Here is a 16,829-nt window from a genome sequence, read left to right as displayed (position 1 = left end):
CTCGACACGTCCCTGGGTTCTAGCGGCAAGGCAAAAACCGTGGATTATAAAAGATTCACGATCAATAACTTAAGAACCCTAAATAGGAGATAGATAAATATCATGGCAGTTACAAAAGCAGATGTAGTTGAGTATTTGAAAGGAATGTCGCTTCTCGAAGCGTCGGAATTGGTCAAGGAATTGGAAGAAGTGTTCGGCGTTAGCGCCGCAGCCGCAGCTCCGATGATGATGGCCGCTGGTGCCGGTGCAGGCGGCGGTGACGCTGCTCCTGCGGCAGAAGCAAAGGATTCGTTTGACGTTGTTCTGACAGCGGCCGGCGGCAACAAGATCGCAGTGATCAAGGTTGTTCGCGAAGTCGTTGCAGGCCTCGGTTTGAAGGAAGCCAAGGATCTCGTCGATGCTGCCCCGAAGGCCATCAAAGAAGGCGTTTCGCAGTCAGAGGCAGACGATATCAAGGCCAAGCTCACCGAAGCCGGTGCTACCGTCGAATTGAAATAGTAAACATTCAATTATTACGGAGAGCCGGCGGTTTGACGCGCCGGCTCTTTCGTAACTTGTGTTTACAATAAATGGCTGTTATGCTACTTGGTTCGCGGGACTCTATTGATGTCGGAGACGCGGAACCAGGCACGGTCGGTTCGGAAGCAATGTTTTATTACGCTTTCGGTGGTTTTTACCGCGATAAAGATCGCAATCAAGTGGAGAGTTAGTGTCCCTTTTAGGCACGCTCGTACAAAATATCTAACGGCAAAAGCTGCTGCTAAGCGGTCAGGGAGAACTTTACCCTCGACCGCCGTTGCCGTCTATTCTTGACAGATTTTTACTACGGGGAGCGTTAGATTACGAAGAATCGTAACAGCAACCTTTGCAAAAATCAACAAGTTTTTATAGCCCGCTTTTAATAATATGATCAACAATCCTCTACAAAGCAGCCCCAACGGCCTCGGACGACGCACAAGCCAGTCGCCGACACGCGTAGATTTTTCTAAGATCTACACGTCGGCCCAGATCCCGAATCTTATCGAGGTCCAACGCGAATCATACAACCGCTTTCTGCAGATGGACCTGATCCCTGAGGAACGCGATTATATCGGTTTGCAGTCGGTATTCGCTTCGATCTTTCCGGTTTCCGATTTTCGCGAGACGGCGACGCTTGAATATGTCGAATATCAGATCGGCAACTGGCAGTGCAAATGCGGCAACCTCGAGGGCCTCGAGCACTTACGTGCAAACTGTAAGAACTGCTCGGCCAAGATCAAGGTCGATCCTTTTAATCCGGCCGAAGTGCTTTGTAAGAATTGCGGCACGTTCAATGCCGTCCGCCCGAATCTCTGCAACAACTGCGGGGAGCCGGTCGGCCTTAAGCACAAACACGATCAGCAGGAATGTCAGGAACGCGGAATGTCGTATAGCGTGCCGCTCAAGGTGAAGATCCGCCTGACGGTCTACGACAAAGATCCCGAGACCAACGTTTCGACGATCCGCGACATTAAAGAAGAAGACGTTTTCTTTGGCGAAATTCCGCTCATGACCGATAACGGCACGTTCGTTATCAACGGTACCGAGCGAGTCATCGTTTCGCAGCTTCACCGTTCGCCGGGCGTGTTTTTCAAGGGTGACCGCGACGATTATTTGGCGAAGATCATCCCGTACCGCGGTTCGTGGGTCGAGTTTGAATACGACCAGAAGGGTATCCTTCACGCACGTCTCGGTAAACGCAAGATCATCGCAACGATCTTCCTGCGGGCCCTCGGCCTGTGGCTGAATCCGCAGATCGATATGAAAACGGTCTCTGACCAGATCCTCGAAGAGGTGGTCAAGAACGCCGAATACCCCGATTCGAGCATTCTCGAACTCTTCTACGTGACAGACGAAGCGGTTGTCGAAAAGGGCAAGCTGTTCGTTAAGGTCCCTGAAAGGGCGAAACGCACCTCGTCGGTATGCGTGCCGAAGAGGACATTAAGAACAAGAAAGAAGAAGTCACACGTGTTGGCAAAAAGATCACCAAGTCCGCATTGAGCGAACTTCGCTCGATGGGCACCGGAAAGGTCGCCGTCGCGACTGCGGATTTTGAGACCGCCTACGCACTCGAGGATGTCATCAACACAGAAACCGGTGAGGTCATCATCGAATCGAACACCGAGATCGCCGCTGCCAAATTGCAGCAGATCATCGAAGAAGGTGTCGAGAGCTTTAAGGTGTTTTTCCCGAAACGCGACGTCATCGGCGACGTCATCGCCGCGACGCTTCGCAAGGACGCTATTTCGAAACCGGTCGATGCTCTGCTCGAAATTTACCGCAAGATGCGTCCGGGCGATCCTCCGACGGTTCCGACAGCTTACCGTCTGCTCGAAGGCATGTTCTTCGACGCACGCCGGTTCGATCTGTCGCGTGTCGGCCGTTTGAAATTCAACATCAAGATGGGCCGTCCTGAAAAAGAGGACATCACCAATCCGCTGCTCAAGCCGACCGATTTTATCGAGGTCGTCAATTACTTGCTGCGGATGAAAAAGGACAGCGAGCATTTTGGTCAGGACGATATCGATCACCTCGGCAACCGCCGCGTCCGCGCGGTGGGCGAACTGCTTGAAAATCAGTTCCGGATCGGCCTCGAACGCATGGAACGCGCGATCAAGGAGAAGATGTCGATCCAGCAGGATATGTTCACCACGATGCCGCGTGACCTGGTCAACGCAAAGCCGGTGACGGCTGCGGTCCGCGAGTTCTTTGGTTCGTCACAGCTTTCGCAGTTCATGGATCAAACTAATCCGCTGTCGGAAATTACGCACAAACGCCGTCTATCGGCTCTGGGACCAGGTGGTCTTTCGCGTGAACGTGCGGGATTCGAGGTTCGCGACGTTCACCCGACGCACTATGGCCGTATCTGCCCGATCGCGACGCCTGAAGGCCCGAATATCGGTCTGATCTCGTCGCTACCGCTCGAGGACGTCGAGGCAGCAAATAAAAAGCTCAAGGGCGGACAGATCGCACAGTTTGAACCGTGGCCGTTCTACCTCACCGCTTGGGAAGAGGACAAATGGATCATCGGCCAGGCAAATATCGAGCTGGACGAGAAAGGCAATTTTGTAAACGAGCGTAATGCCGCGCGTCAGAAAGGTGAATTTATCACCGCTGACAAGATGGACACGCAGTACATGGACGTTTCGCCGAAACAGCTTGTTTCGGTCGCCGCGTCGCTGATTCCGTTCCTCGAAAACGATGACGCCAACCGTGCTCTCATGGGCTCGAACATGCAGCGTCAGTCGGTGCCGCTACTTCGTGCTGAGTCGCCGTTCGTAGGTACCGGTATGGAAAAGATCGCTGCCCGCGACTCGGGTGCCGTCGTCATCGCAAAACGTGATGGCACGGTCGATTTTGTCGACAGCGAACGCATTATCGTCAAAGCCGATCATCAGGTCGACGGCACGATCTCGCGTGAGGTGACGGCCGACATTTACTCGCTGGTCAAGTTCAAGCGTTCCAACCAGAACACCTGTATCAACCAGCGTCCGATCGTTCAGGTCGGCGAACGCGTCAAGAAAGGCCAGGTCATAGCCGACGGCCCTTGTACCGACCGCGGCGAACTCGCTCTCGGCCGAAACGTGCTCGTGGCATTTATGCCTTGGCGAGGTTACAACTTTGAGGATGCCATTTTGGTCTCCGAAAAACTGGTCAAGGACGATTACTACACGTCGATTCATATCGAGGAACTCGAGATCGAGGCCCGCGATACCAAACTCGGACCTGAAGAGATCACACGCGATATTCCGAATATCGGTGAGAACATGCTCCGCGACCTCGACGAATCGGGCATCATCCGCATCGGTGCACAGGTCAAGCCGGGCAGCGTTCTGGTCGGTAAAGTAACGCCGAAGGGCGAAACGCAGTTGACGGCTGAAGAAAAACTTCTCCGTGCCATCTTCGGCGAAAAGGCCGGCGACGTTAAGGACGCTTCGCTAAACTGCCCGCCGGGAATCGATGGTACGGTCGTCGATGTTCAGATCTTTACACGTAAAGGCCAGGACAAGGACGAGCGTTCGCTCGACATCGAGGGAATGGAAGAAGACGATTTCCACCGCGATCTCGACGACGAAATTCGCATCCTGCAGGAACAGCGTGACGAGCGCATCTACGAGCTTTTCGACGGCCGCAAGCTGACGAAAGACCTCGTTGACGGCAAAGACGTGCTGATCAAAAAGGGCGAAACGCTGACGCGTGAAGTATTGACCGGAATCGATATCCGCCATCTTGGCAAAGCCGAAGTTTCGGCCGGATCGATCGATATCGCCGGTGAGGTCAAGGAATACCAGCAGCGTACCGAACGCCAGATCAACATTCTGCGTGACATCTACGACGAAAAGATCACCAAGCTCAAGCAGGGCGACGAATTGCCTCCGGGCGTGATCAAGATGGTCAAGGTCTTTGTCGCGATGAAGCGTAAGCTTAGCGTCGGTGACAAAATGGCCGGACGCCACGGTAACAAGGGCGTTATTGCACGCATCCTGCCAGAGGAAGATATGCCGTACCTGCCGGATGGAACTCCGGTCGAGATCGTGCTAAATCCGCTCGGCGTGCCGTCGCGTATGAACGTCGGACAGATCCTCGAGGCGCACCTTGGCTGGGCCGGCAAGATTCTCGGACTTCACTTTGCGACGCCCGTTTTTGACGGTGCGAGCGAAGAAGAGATCAAGGGCTACATCACTAAGGCCAATCAGAAGTACGACGAACTCGGCATTCCGGCATCGGTCGGGCCGTCGGGCAAGACCAGGCTCTATGACGGCATGACGGGCGAGCAGTTCGAACAGAAGGTGTGCGTTGGCTACATCTATATGCTCAAGCTCTCACATCTGGTCGACGACAAGATCCACGCACGCTCGATCGGGCCGTACTCGCTCATTACGCAGCAGCCGCTGGGCGGTAAAGCTCAGTTCGGCGGACAGCGTTTCGGCGAAATGGAAGTTTGGGCACTCGAGGCCTACGGTGCGGCTCACATCCTGCAGGAATTGCTGACATGCAAATCCGATGACGTCGCCGGACGTTCGAAGATCTACGAAACGATCGTCAAGGGCGTTTCGAACTTCGAACCGGGCATTCCCGAATCGTTCAACGTTCTCGTCCGCGAGCTGCAGAGCTTGTGCCTCGACGTTGAACTGATCCAGGAAGACGAGATCGATCCGGAAGAGATCGTAGCCGGTGTCGATGCCCTGGTTGGCGTTGATTGAGCCCATTAGGAGCTTATGAATCGGTCTCAAATCATCGGAGTACTTGCGATATGGGGAGCGGCCGTTTTGATTGCTTTCCTTTGGAGGAGTACTGCAGACCAGCTTCTATCTTTTTTTCTTCTTGTATTAGGAGCTGGCATGTGGAGAGCCTTCATAGGTTTTGACAAAAAGAGTGAATAGTTCTGACCCGCGATAAGCATCCTAAATTTTGGATAGCTGGAATCATTTTGGAGAAATATGTTTCGATTTAATAACGAGAGCAAAACACAATTGACCACCAATTACGAAGCGATCCGCATTTCACTTGCGTCGCCGGATAAGATCCGTTCGTGGTCGCACGGAGAGGTCACCAAACCGGAAACGATCAACTATCGAACGTTCAAACCGGAACGCGACGGCCTGTTTTGCGCCCGCATCTTCGGCCCGGTCTCTGACTGGGAATGTCTGTGCGGAAAATACAAGCGAATGAAGCATCGCGGCGTCATCTGCGACAAGTGCGGCGTCGAGGTCACTCAGTCGAAGGTCCGACGCGAACGCCTCGGCCATATCGAGCTTGCTTCGCCCTGTTCGCACGTCTGGTTCTTCAAAGGCCTGCCGTCGCGTATCGGCCACCTGCTCGACATCACTCTGCGCGATCTCGAAAAGATCCTTTATTTCGAAACCTACATCGTCGTGGACGAAGGCGACGTGCCTGATCTCAAGCCCAAGGAATTGCTCAACGACGAGCGTTTCCGCGAATTGTCGCGTGATTATCCTAATCAGTTCGTCGCCAAAATGGGGCCGAAGCGATCAAGGACCTGCTCCAGACCATCGATATTGCCGAGCTCGTCGAAGAGCTGCGTGCCAAAATGAAAGACGAAACGTCGCAGCAGAAGAAGCTTAAATATTCCAAGCGTCTCAAGGTTTCGAACTCATTCTTACGAAGCGGAAATCATCCCGACTGGATGATCCTCGACGTTATTCCGGTCATCCCGCCTGAGCTTCGCCCGCTCGTGCCCCTCGACGGCGGACGATTCGCGACATCTGATCTTAACGATCTCTATCGCCACGTTATCAACCGTAATAACCGTCTCAAGAAACTGATCGAGCTGCGTGCTCCTGAGGTCATCGTCCGCAACGAAAAACGCATGCTGCAAGAGGCTGTCGATGCGTTGTTTGACAACGGACGCCGAGGCCGTGTCTGCGTGGTGCGAACAATCGCCCGCTCAAATCGCTGTCCGGCACGCTCAAAGGTAAGCAGGGCCGTTTTCGTCAGAATCTGCTCGGAAAACGTGTCGATTACTCAGGACGTTCGGTGATCGTCGTCGGTCCTGAACTGAAACTGCATCAGTGCGGTTTGCCGAAGAAAATGGCTCTTGAGCTGTTCAAGCCGTTTATCTACAACAAGTTAGAAAAGACCAGCACGCCGCGACCATCAAACAGGCACGCGAAATGGTCGAACGTCAGGAGCAGATCGTTTGGGACCTTCTCGAAGAGGTCATTCGCGAATATCCGGTTCTATTGAATTGCGCACCGACCCTTCACCGCCTTGGTATTCAGGCTTTTGAGCCGGGACTAGGCGAAGGTAAGGCGATCAAGATCCATCCGCTCGTTCGTACGGCTTTCAACGCCGACTTCGACGGTGACCAGATGGCTGTTCACATTCCGCTGTCGCCTGAGGCACAGATCGAAGCGAGCGTACTAATGCTGGCGTCGAACAATCTGCTGTCGCCCGCCAGCGGCCAGCCGATCACGGTTCCTTCGCAGGATATCGTTCTGGGCTGCTACTATCTGACGCTCGCTCGCGACGAGATGAAGGGACACAATAAGGCTTTCAACTCGATCGAAGACGCACTGCTCGCACTCGACGCCGGCGTCATCGAAACACAAACCAAGATCCGTCTGCGTTGGCGCGGAGATCTGATCGATCTCTCGGCCGAACATTCAAATCAGGACGTGATGCGTGCCAACGTTCGCGAAGGTGTTGACGTTCTCATGGAAACGACCGCCGGCCGTGCGATCCTCAACGAACGCCTCACCCGCGACGGATTGCCATATATCAATGGTGTTCTCAAGAAGAAAGGCTTGCAGAGCCTAGTTACTTTTTGCCACCTTAAACTCGGCCACACGCAGACGGTCGCATTGCTCGACGATCTGAAAGCGATGGGCTTCCTGTATGCCACGAAGGCCGGTGTTTCGATCGGAATCGATGACATGGTGACGCCGACCAACAAGAAGGCGATCATTGCCGAAGCCCTGAAAGAGGTAGATAAACTTCGCAAACAATACGAAGACGCCACAATGACCGATATGGAACGTACCAACAAGGTGACGGCCATTTGGTCCGACGTGACCGATCGCGTTGCTAAAGAAATGTTCAAGGCGATGCACGATCGTGAGAATGAACGCAACGAACTGAATCCGATCCTCGTCATGGCCGACTCAGGTGCTCGTGGTTCGGAAGCTCAGATCCGACAGCTCGCCGGTATGCGAGGCCTGATGGCCAAGCCGTCGGGCGAGATCATCGAAAACCCGATCCTCGCGAATTTCCGCGAAGGTCTCGACGTCCTGCAGTACTTTATTTCGACGCACGGCGCCCGTAAGGGTCTGGCCGATACGGCTCTCAAAACGGCCGATTCTGGTTACCTGACACGCCGCCTCGTTGACGTCGCACAGGATGTGATCGTTTCCGAACAGGATTGCGGCACGCTCCGCGGTGTTTACTCTGAGGCCATCATCCGTAATGGTGAAGAGGTCGAGAGTCTTCGTGACCGAATCGTCGGCTGCACATCGCTCGACGACATAATCGATCCGGTCGACGGCAACGTCATCGTAGCCGCAAACACTGAGATCGACGAGGACCTCGGCTCTGCCGTTCAGCTTTCGGGCCTACAAAAGGTTCGTATCCGTTCCGCACTGACCTGCGAATCGCGTCGCGGTATCTGCGTCAAATGTTATGGCCGCAACCTTGCGACCGGCAACACGGTCGAGATCGGCGAGGCTGTCGGCGTTATCGCCGCACAGTCGATCGGCGAACCGGGAACGCAGTTGACGATGCGCACTTTCCACGTCGGTGGTACCGCTCGTCTCGAACAGGAGACCAAACACGTCGCTGCGATGGATGGAACGGTCAAATATCTCGGCGAGACCAAGGTCATTAAGAACCGTGCTGGTGAATCCGTGTCGCTTCGCCGCCAGTCGGAGATCGCCCTATTGGACGACCGCGGCCGCGAAGTAGCTCGTTACACGATCGTTTACGGAGCTCAGATCCACGTCAAGGATGGCCAAAAGGTCAAGGAAGACGACATCATCGTCACCTGGGATCCATTCACCTTCGCTATTCTTTCCGAGGTTTCGGGTACGATCAAGTACCAGGATCTGAAGGAAGGCAAAACGGTCGAAGAAGAGATCGACAAGGTCACGGGCCAGAAACGTCTCGTGGTCAAAGATTCGGATGAGAAAAATCAGCCGCGTCTCGAGATCCGCAACGGCAACAAGGTGCTCAAGACCTATCAGTTGCCGATCAGTGCCAACCTTCACGTCGAAGACGGTGATGAGGTTCAGGCCGGCGATATTATCGCTAAGATCCCGCGTGAAACCACCAAGACGAAAGACATCGTCGGCGGTCTGCCGCGTGTCGTCGAGCTTTTCGAAGCACGGCGTCCGGGCGAAACGGCGGTCATGTCAGAGATCAACGGTACGATCACGTTCGGACCGATCTCAAAGGGTAAACGAAAACTGATCGTTACCGGCGACGATGGCAGCGAACGCGAATACGACATTCCGCGTGGTACGCACATCAACGTGCAGGAAGGCGATCACGTCCGTGCCGGCGAACCGCTTATGGACGGCCCGCTCAACCCGCACGATATCCTGCGTGTTCTCGGAACGGGAGCATTGCAGAATTACGTCGTGAACGAGATCCAGGAAGTCTATCGTCTGCAGGGCGTTAACATCAATGACAAGCACATTGAGGTCATCGTTCGTCAGATGCTCCGCTGGGTCAAGATCAAAGAGGTCGGCGATACGGAATTCCTGCTCGAAGAACAGGTCGATCGTTTCCGTTACGAAGACGAAAACCGACGTGTCGCGGACGAAGGCGGACAGACATCTGTCGGCGAACCGCTGCTCTTGGGTATCACGAAGGCTTCGCTTTCGACCGATTCGTTCATCTCGGCGGCCAGCTTCCAGGAAACGACTCGTGTCCTGACCGAAGCTGCCATCTCGGGCCGCATCGATTATCTGCGCGGTCTCAAGGAAAACGTCATCATGGGACGCCTCATTCCGGCCGGTACGGGTATGAAATACTACCGCAACGTCAAGGTCGCCTACGATCCGACCGAGAATCGTAAGCAGGAGGACGAGTTCGACGAGTTGACCGACATCCGCGGCGGCCTCGAACTCCCGATCCCGATGGACGTTCCCGGAATCGAGGCAGACGGTTTTGATGACGACATCGATCTCGATGTGGACGAGAACCAGGAGCTCGAAAATGACGAGATCTTTGACATCGACGAAGCCATGAAGATCGAGCTTCCGGACGACGAACTCTAATCGAGTGCGGACGCTGTTGTCCGCTCAACGTTAATTAATATAGAGGCCGCGAGAACCACGCTCGCGGCCTTTGTTCCTGAACGCCGTTGCATATATGAGAGAGTGTATTAGGATCGCACTTTGTGATATACTCGCAGGGATGGATCACATCCGATTTTGCTCTTTGAAAAGAAACCGCCATTCTTGACTCGGTCGATCGTCGCAAACGTTTTTCAAAAACTCGCGGTATGACCCTTGAATACCGCAACCATACTATTTACAACATTTCCGGAATTACGACGTGCGGGACAGCAGCGACAAACGGGACGGTAAACGGTACCGATACTTAGCTAAACTGAATGTTTACAGGCAGTTAGCCGTGTCAACTGTGACAATTTGTGACACAGCTCAAACGAGTCGGCGAAGCAAAATGGGCCAATTGCTTCGACAGCCATTGACCAGTTTAGAATCCAATCGATCTACCAGATCTCACAGAACTTCTCACGGATCATCTTGGCCGGAGCTTTACATGCAAATGCTTCGGCGAATTCGGGCATGTTCGACATCGGGCCGTTGACGCGCCAGCGGGGCAGGGAATGAGAGTTGGTTGCGACCTGCAGGCGTTCAGCGTCGGGCGTGTATTTGCCGGCCCAGACCTGGGCCCAGCCGAGGAAGAAACGCTGTTCCGGTGTAAAGCCGTCGATGTTGGCCGGACGAGGTTTGCCTTCCATCGATTTCTTGAACGCGTAGTACGAAACGGTTAGCCCTGCAAAATCGCCGATGTTCTCACCGAGTGTCAGTTTCCCGTTGATAAACAGGTTAGGCTGGACTTCGTACTCGTTGAACCGTTTGACGACACCTTCGGCACGTTTCTCGAACTGCTTACGGTCGGCGTCGGTCCACCACATCTTCAGGTTGCCGTCGGCGTCGAAACGGCTGCCCGAATCGTCAAATCCGTGCGTGATCTCGTGGCCGATGACACCGCCGATAGCACCATAATTTATGGCGTCGTCAGCGTTGAAATTAAAAAACGGCGGCTGCAGGATCCCGGCCGGGAAAGTGATGTCATTGTTGACACTGTTGTACGAGGCGTTGACCGTCGGCGGTGTCATGCCCATGCGCGTCTTGTCACGCGGTTTGCCGAGGTCCTTAAAGTTACGCGCGATCTGGAAACTGATTCGACCGCAGAATGTTGCCCGCATACGATTTGCGGTCGATCGTCAGCCCGCATATCCGCGAAGGACATCAGGATAGCCGATCTTTCGTTTGAACGTCGCGAGCTTTGCATGAGCCTGTTTTTTGGTCTCGGCACTCATCCATTTGAGTCCGTCGATACGCTCTTTCATCGAGACCATCAGGTTGTCGATGAGTTCGTTCATCCTTGCCTTCGCCTCCGGCTTAAACGCGATCTTTGCGTACTCCATTCCGAGTGCTTCTCCGAGTGCACCGTCAACGGCCTGAGTGCAGGTTTTCCAACGTGGTTGGCGTTCCTTTTGACCGGCTAAATATTTGCCGAAGAAATTGAAGTTTTCGTCGGCGAATGCCTTGGGCAGGGCCGGAGCGGTCGAGTTTATCGTCATCCAGCGGAAATATACTTTCCAGTCTTCGACGGGAACGGACGTGAGCATCGCGTTCACTTCTTTAAAGAAATTAGGTTGGGCGAGATTAATGGTGGCTTCGGGAGTCACGCCGCGTGTCGCCATATAGGTTGCCCAAGAGAGATTCGGAGTCAGATCCTGTGCCGCAGCCATTGTGATCTTGTTGTAGCGAGTGTCCGGATTTCGCATCTCGGTCTGAGCAAGTGATGCCTTGGCAAGACGGGTCTGCATCTCCATGACCTTGGCGGCATGGTCTGCTGCAGAATTTGGAGCATCTCCGAGCAGCTTGAACATATTCGTCATGTATTCGACGAATTTGCCACGCGTCTCTACAGATTTGGCATCGTCTTTGGTGTAGTAATCTTTGCCCGGCAAGGTCAGTCCGCCTTGACCGGCGTTTATGATCACGGCGTTCGAATCTTTCAGATCGGGCCCGGCACCGAAACCGAAAAGGGCAGGAAGAGGAGCATTATGCATCTTCCCGATCAATTTGACGATATCTGCTGACGATTTCAGCGATTCGATCTCCTTGAGATACGGTTTGATCGGCTTGAGGCCCGCCTTTTCGATCGACGCTTCGTCCATGCAGGATGCGTAATAGTCACCGATCATCTGCTGATCACTGCCTTTCGTTGCTTTTGCTGTAACCGCTTTTTCGAGGATCGTTTTCAACAAAGCGCTGTTCGAATCGCCGAGAATATTGGAAGGTTCCCCAGCGGGATTCGGTCGGAGGGATCTGAGTATTCTTAAGCCAAGTGCCATTGGCGTATTCGAAAAGTCCTGGCAGGCATCCACCGAACGGTCCATTCGGCCGGTATCAAACCCGGTGCTCTGGGCAAGGGTGGACGAGTACATCGACATCAAAATAACGAAGACCGTCATTGAACGGAAAAGGTGTTTAGGCATAGTTTGCTCCTGTAAGAAAAGTCGTGTTAATACGGAGGGAATTAACAAAAGTTTATGTCGAAACGTACCGGATCACAAGACCGGAACGAACATCTCGGCCACACGGTCACGCAATTCGGCAGCGAGCAGTTTGCGGTCCTGGTTCTGGATCGGAGTTTCACCGAATGTAACGGTCGCGGTGTACTCAGGTTGTTTGAAAATTCGCCAGAGATGCTCGAAAAAACTGATGTCCTCCCACCAGCAAATAGCCTGATTTGCCGACATTCCGCCGGGCGGCATCCGGTAGCTTATCGAGGCATACGAGACCGGAATATTTTTGACGGCGGCAAATTGTAGAAACGACGAGTTAAAGGGCAGCACAGTTTCGCCTTTGGTGCTTGTACCTTCGGGAAAGACGATCACACCTTCGCCGTCGTCGAGGCGTTTTATGATCTCTTCGCCGGCACGCGGAATGTCGCGGCGATTTTGACGGTCGATAAAGATGGTACCCATATCGCGTATGATCCGGCCTGCGACCGGCCAACCGTTGACCTCGCTCTTGGCGACAAATACTCCCATTGCAGCAACTCGCAATGCTGACATGTCGACAATGCTGAGGTGATTGCAGACCAGAAAAACGGCGGCTTTGGCGCGGTGCCGATGACCTCAAGCCGCATTGCCGATATTTTTGCAAAGCTGAGCGTCCACCAGTAAAAGATCGACTGACGCCAATGTATTTTGTTTGGAACAAAGTAATGCGTGATGAGCCAAAAAGAAATAAAGCCCAAGCGTCGATACTGTGAAGAGAATTGTTTTGACGGTGGCCCGAACAGTTTGCATAGATCACGGTTTGGCTTCGGCCTTTTTGAAATTGTACCGAAGCAAAACGCGCATTGGCAAAGTCCTTTTGTCACGTTCCGCGGGTCGCCAGTTCATCGTTCGCACCGCTTTTTGGACCGATTCATCGAGCCCGAACCCAGCCCAGCGGACGATCTCGGTTCCGGGTGACAGAGCCGGCAGCATCGAGGTCGACGAGAATCTCGACCGTCGCGGTGACGTTGTAGAGATAGGCCGTCTCTGAATATTCGGGTTTGATGCGTCGATAAGGGATCGGGGCAATAAAGCCTTTTGCATCCGGCGTACCGGCAGCGGCGGCTCTGCTATGTTCAAAGGGCGATGTTCGACGATCTCCAGCTTATGAGCTCCTTTGATCGTTGCCGCAAGATCGAGGGCCATAGCCGGGATAAGAGCGAGCAGCTTGGTATTGGCCTCTGCCTGAGTTCTTTGCTCGGCGTTTCGGATCGTCCAATATGCGAGTCGTCCGGTGCGTGAACTAACGACATAGATCGCAGCGAACGATTCGTAATACTCGGGCCGTTCAAATGACGTTCGCCTTAGGTTTCCCGTCTTTATAAGGAGTAGGAAGTCACACCCGATCGCCGAACCAGTGATCTTGGCCTCTTCGGAGGTCATATTGTATGGATCGCTATGCTTCGAAGCCTTGAAGGCCGCTTCGACAAGCGATGGGTCAAGTGTATCAAGATGAGCCGAAAGGTCGCCTTTGAGTTTGGGAACAAGGTCAGAGACCGGTTCAGCATTCGGTTCCAGCACAGCGACGATCTGGGCTTCTACCGAAACGGTGAAAATACACAAGAGTAAGCTGATGAAAAGAATGGGGCTCCAATTATGCGCACCTTTTACCTTTCCACTCGAGAACTTAGTTTTTATGATAAAGCCGGCCGATCTCATTTTTTAGCTCGGAAGGAAAACAAATACGGTGAAGCGAATAGCCCTCTTGTAGTCCTCGAACGGCTGCGCTGACCTCAGATATCTCGCGGATCGACGGCTTAGCAAAACCGTGCTCGACATATATCAGATCTTTGGCGTCCGATTTGTCCTTGGTATAAAAATAATGATCCGAATTTCCGCTTCGTCCTCGATCACGTAATAATCGGGATCGAAGCCGTGGTCTTTGACAACTTGACGGACGCCTTCGATAAATGCCGGCCTTGTCTCGGCCGGCATATCAAGATCGAATGCTTTGAAAAGCCGACGGTCGAGAAACCGCGAGGACAGGTCGGCGAGTATCTGGTCCGTCGATGTGCGCCATTGCTTGATATAAAAGAGCACGTCAGTATCATCGAGGGCGAGGTGTTCGGTCAAAGTCAATTTCTGTCCGCGAAGTACATTTTCGAATGGCGTATTGGGCCGGTACCAAACATCTCCACCGTTACGAAACAGCTGAAGGGCACGTCTAAGCAGCAGTTTGAGCACGGCCTCAGCTGATCGAAGCGTTCGGTGAAAATAGACCTGACGAAACATATAGTACCTCGCCTGCAGATAATCTTCGACGGCATAAATGCCCGGAGCTGAGATATAAAGATGGTCCTCGGCCTCGTTGATCTCGATCGATTTTATGATCCACTCAAGGTCGTAGATGCCGTATTTGGCACCGGTCATCAAGCTGTCTCGGAGCAAATAGTCCATTCGGTCGACATCGAGTTGTGACGATACAAGCTGAGCCAGTGCCCGCCGGCGAAAATCGCCGCGAATGATCGACGCCACGTCCGCAGCAAGATCAGGGGAGTGATCATACAACAGGCGGCCTATCGCGGTTTCGGTGCTCAATATCGAGTCGATCGAAAATTGCTCGTGATGGAAACCGAGGATCGACTCAACAACATGTGAATACGGACCGTGGCCTACGTCATGCAGAAGTGCGGCGATCCGCACTGCGGAATATTCCTCGCCGCTGATCGAATATCTCAGCCGCAAACGATCGAGTGAACGCGTTGCCAGATGCAATGCTCCAAGTGAATGCGTAAATCGTGAATGTTCTGCCGATTGATATGCAAAATACGCTAGCCCTAGCTGCCGGACACGGCAGCCGCTGAAATTCCGGGGTGTCGATCAGCGACACGAGCAATTGACCATCGGTCGAACCATTACCGACGCGAATAATATTGTGCACCGAATCTCGATAGATCCGCTCTCGTCCGTGTTTGCTCATAACGAATTATCCCGAGGTCTAAGCTCGAATTTTAACAGGATAAGGCGAAAACTACACATCAAAATAGGTTGATGATATAATTCACTCTTCCTATCAATTTCGTTCTTATTACCTGGAGGTTGCAATGAAACCAATTTACAAACGACTACTTATGATCTCTGCCGTGTCATTATTGGCTGCCGGGGCTGTATTAGGTTCCGCGGGTACGCCCGTTGCGAGTAGTGTGCAGGGCACGGTCTACGACAAGCAGCGAAACCCATTGCCTGACGTGGATGTCGAGATATTGAATGATCTCTATCAATCGCTCAATCGTACCAAGACCGATGCCACCGGTCGATACTACTTTGGCGGATTGAGTGACGGACGCTTCACAATACGTGTTCTCGCGTTCCGATATGATCTTGCGGATCAGGACGTCCCGATCGAGATCTAAACGATGACCGTCAGAGGCACCGAGGGAGTTTCGACCATTGTCCAGGATTTTTTCCTTCAGCCGAAGAAAGGCGGGCTTAAGGAGTCGGAAATGGGTGTTGTGTTCGCGCAGGATATTCCAAAGGCCGCCAAGGATTCATATGATCAGGCCTTGAAGGATTTTGCAAGTAAACGCGATTCGGAAGCTTTTCAAGGAATAAAGAAAGCCCTTGAGCTATTTCCAAACTACTACAATGCTTCATCGTTTCGGAACGGAGTTATTTGTGAGAAAACAGTATCTCGAGTCTGCCGGAGTATTTTTGAAGGCAGTCGAGATCAATCCGAAAAGTGCAACATCTTTCTATTACCTGGGTTTTGACTTTTACAACCTTGGCGATAAGTACAATAAGGCTGCGAGAACCGCTACGAAAGAAGCGCTTTCGATGGCTCCCGGATCGCTGCAGGTACTGATGCTTATGGGCAAGATCGAGCGGCGTGACAGCAATTTTGCCGACGCGGAAACTCATTATCTGCTTGCTAAAAAGCTCTCAGCGTCCAAGGTGCCGGAGATCCATAAGGAACTTGCCCAGCTATATGCAAACGATATGAAGAAATATGGCGAGGCCGCGGCGGAACTTGAACTTTACCTCAAAACAAGCGGAGCTACGGGTGAAGATGAAAAGAAGACCAAAAAGCTGATCGCGGATCTTAGAGCTAAATCAAAGCCTTCGAATTGATATTGTTTCAGATCTGACCGGTATATGAGGCTGTCTGGCAAGACAGCCTCTTTTTTATGCCCAGGAAGGATCATCTCCGCTCCGAGAGTTTCCGATCGTTCTTCTCGCAAGACCTCCCCAACTTCTCATCGGATACGAATGACCGGCGGAGTGTTCAAACCCCGTATTTGTCATAATTCTTCAAGTGAACCGAGTTTGAGCTGTATCAGGATCGCTGCAACATCAACGAATATCTTTCCGATAGCTTGCTCGATGCAGTGTGCGATATCTGCCTAAGGGGTTCCGGAGATATGCTCAGTTCCGGGTAACGCCAAGCCAATCATATTGCCGGAGCAGGACATCTGTCGACGACCTTGAGTCCGGTCAATATGGATATGCATGTCGGGAAATAAAAAGGGCCTGTCCGTTGCCGGACAGGCCCAAAGCGTTTCTTAAACTATAATTTAGAAGTAGA

The 16,829-nt window shown here is 52.9% G+C and carries 11 protein-coding genes and 1 pseudogene; 6 read left to right on the top strand and 6 right to left on the bottom strand.

All coding sequences use genetic code 11. From position 1 onward, the window contains the following. The first annotated feature begins 102 nt into the window (after positions 1 to 102). From rplL to rpoC, 4 genes and pseudogenes are all read left to right on the top strand, one after another. Complete coding sequence (rplL, locus tag IPK01_02310; protein MBK7932334.1) at positions 103 to 498, top strand: 50S ribosomal protein L7/L12; 396 nt, start codon at positions 103 to 105, stop codon at positions 496 to 498. A gap of 408 nt (positions 499 to 906) precedes the next feature. After that, entirely contained in the window at positions 907 to 2,019 is a 1,113-nt protein-coding gene (locus IPK01_02305) for a hypothetical protein (GenBank protein MBK7932333.1), read from the top strand. Then, the gene (gene rpoB, locus IPK01_02300) at positions 1,941 to 5,222 is read left to right on the top strand and encodes a DNA-directed RNA polymerase subunit beta (GenBank protein MBK7932332.1); all 3,282 of its coding nucleotides are present in this window, start codon (positions 1,941 to 1,943) and stop codon (positions 5,220 to 5,222) included. Before IPK01_02305 ends, rpoB begins: the two co-directional genes overlap by 79 nt. A 237-nt stretch (positions 5,223 to 5,459) precedes the next feature. Next, positions 5,460 to 9,755 (top strand): annotated as a pseudogene (rpoC, locus tag IPK01_02295) (DNA-directed RNA polymerase subunit beta'). A 458-nt stretch (positions 9,756 to 10,213) separates the two neighbouring features. On the opposite strand, the gene IPK01_02290 reads toward rpoC, so the two are convergent. The 6 genes from IPK01_02290 to IPK01_02265 form a co-directional block, all read right to left on the bottom strand. After that, a complete protein-coding gene (locus tag IPK01_02290; protein ID MBK7932331.1) occupies positions 10,214 to 10,936 on the bottom strand; it encodes a M13 family metallopeptidase in 723 nt (240 codons plus the stop codon). Positions 10,937 to 10,954: 18 nt separating this feature from the next. Then, a complete protein-coding gene (locus IPK01_02285) occupies positions 10,955 to 12,238 on the bottom strand; it encodes a hypothetical protein (protein ID MBK7932330.1) in 1,284 nt (427 codons plus the stop codon). Positions 12,239 to 12,310: 72 nt separating this feature from the next. Continuing rightward, the gene (locus IPK01_02280; GenBank protein ID MBK7932329.1) at positions 12,311 to 12,820 is read right to left on the bottom strand and encodes a 1-acyl-sn-glycerol-3-phosphate acyltransferase; all 510 of its coding nucleotides are present in this window, start codon (positions 12,818 to 12,820) and stop codon (positions 12,311 to 12,313) included. 240 nt (positions 12,821 to 13,060) lie between these two features. Further along, a complete protein-coding gene (locus tag IPK01_02275) occupies positions 13,061 to 13,966 on the bottom strand; it encodes a hypothetical protein (GenBank protein MBK7932328.1) in 906 nt (301 codons plus the stop codon). A gap of 123 nt (positions 13,967 to 14,089) precedes the next feature. After that, positions 14,090 to 15,022, bottom strand: a complete 933-nt coding sequence (locus IPK01_02270) for an HD domain-containing protein (protein MBK7932327.1) — start codon at positions 15,020 to 15,022, stop codon at positions 14,090 to 14,092. Continuing rightward, the gene (locus IPK01_02265; GenBank protein ID MBK7932326.1) at positions 14,925 to 15,227 is read right to left on the bottom strand and encodes a hypothetical protein; all 303 of its coding nucleotides are present in this window, start codon (positions 15,225 to 15,227) and stop codon (positions 14,925 to 14,927) included. The genes IPK01_02270 and IPK01_02265 overlap by 98 nt, the downstream gene beginning before the upstream one ends. Positions 15,228 to 15,351: 124 nt before the next feature. On the opposite strand from IPK01_02265, the gene IPK01_02260 reads away from it, so the two are divergent. Then, a complete protein-coding gene (locus tag IPK01_02260; protein MBK7932325.1) occupies positions 15,352 to 15,660 on the top strand; it encodes a carboxypeptidase regulatory-like domain-containing protein in 309 nt (102 codons plus the stop codon). 262 nt (positions 15,661 to 15,922) lie between these two features. Then, a complete protein-coding gene (locus tag IPK01_02255; GenBank protein ID MBK7932324.1) occupies positions 15,923 to 16,375 on the top strand; it encodes a hypothetical protein in 453 nt (150 codons plus the stop codon). Positions 16,376 to 16,829 lie beyond the last annotated feature (454 nt).

The organism is Acidobacteriota bacterium (genome assembly GCA_016713675.1).
Taxonomy (GTDB): domain Bacteria; phylum Acidobacteriota; class Blastocatellia; order Pyrinomonadales; family Pyrinomonadaceae; genus OLB17.
The sequence above is the reverse complement of the archived record's forward strand: the minus strand, read 5'-3'. Positions and strand labels throughout refer to the sequence as shown.

Bases quoted from the DNA above. Each gene is read 5' to 3' on its own strand.
- IPK01_02275 (MBK7932328.1), bottom strand. From the start codon at position 13,966: ATGAGATCGGCCGGCTTTATCATAAAAACTAAGTTCTCGAGTGGAAAG.
- IPK01_02305 (MBK7932333.1), top strand. From the start codon at position 907: ATGATCAACAATCCTCTACAAAGCAGCCCCAACGGCCTCGGACGACGC.
- IPK01_02260 (MBK7932325.1), top strand. From the start codon at position 15,352: ATGAAACCAATTTACAAACGACTACTTATGATCTCTGCCGTGTCATTA.
- rplL (MBK7932334.1), top strand. From the start codon at position 103: ATGGCAGTTACAAAAGCAGATGTAGTTGAGTATTTGAAAGGAATGTCG.
- IPK01_02280 (MBK7932329.1), bottom strand. From the start codon at position 12,820: ATGTCAGCATTGCGAGTTGCTGCAATGGGAGTATTTGTCGCCAAGAGC.
- IPK01_02290 (MBK7932331.1), bottom strand. From the start codon at position 10,936: ATGCGGGCAACATTCTGCGGTCGAATCAGTTTCCAGATCGCGCGTAAC.
- rpoB (MBK7932332.1), top strand. From the start codon at position 1,941: ATGCGTGCCGAAGAGGACATTAAGAACAAGAAAGAAGAAGTCACACGT.
- IPK01_02265 (MBK7932326.1), bottom strand. From the start codon at position 15,227: ATGAGCAAACACGGACGAGAGCGGATCTATCGAGATTCGGTGCACAAT.
- IPK01_02285 (MBK7932330.1), bottom strand. From the start codon at position 12,238: ATGCCTAAACACCTTTTCCGTTCAATGACGGTCTTCGTTATTTTGATG.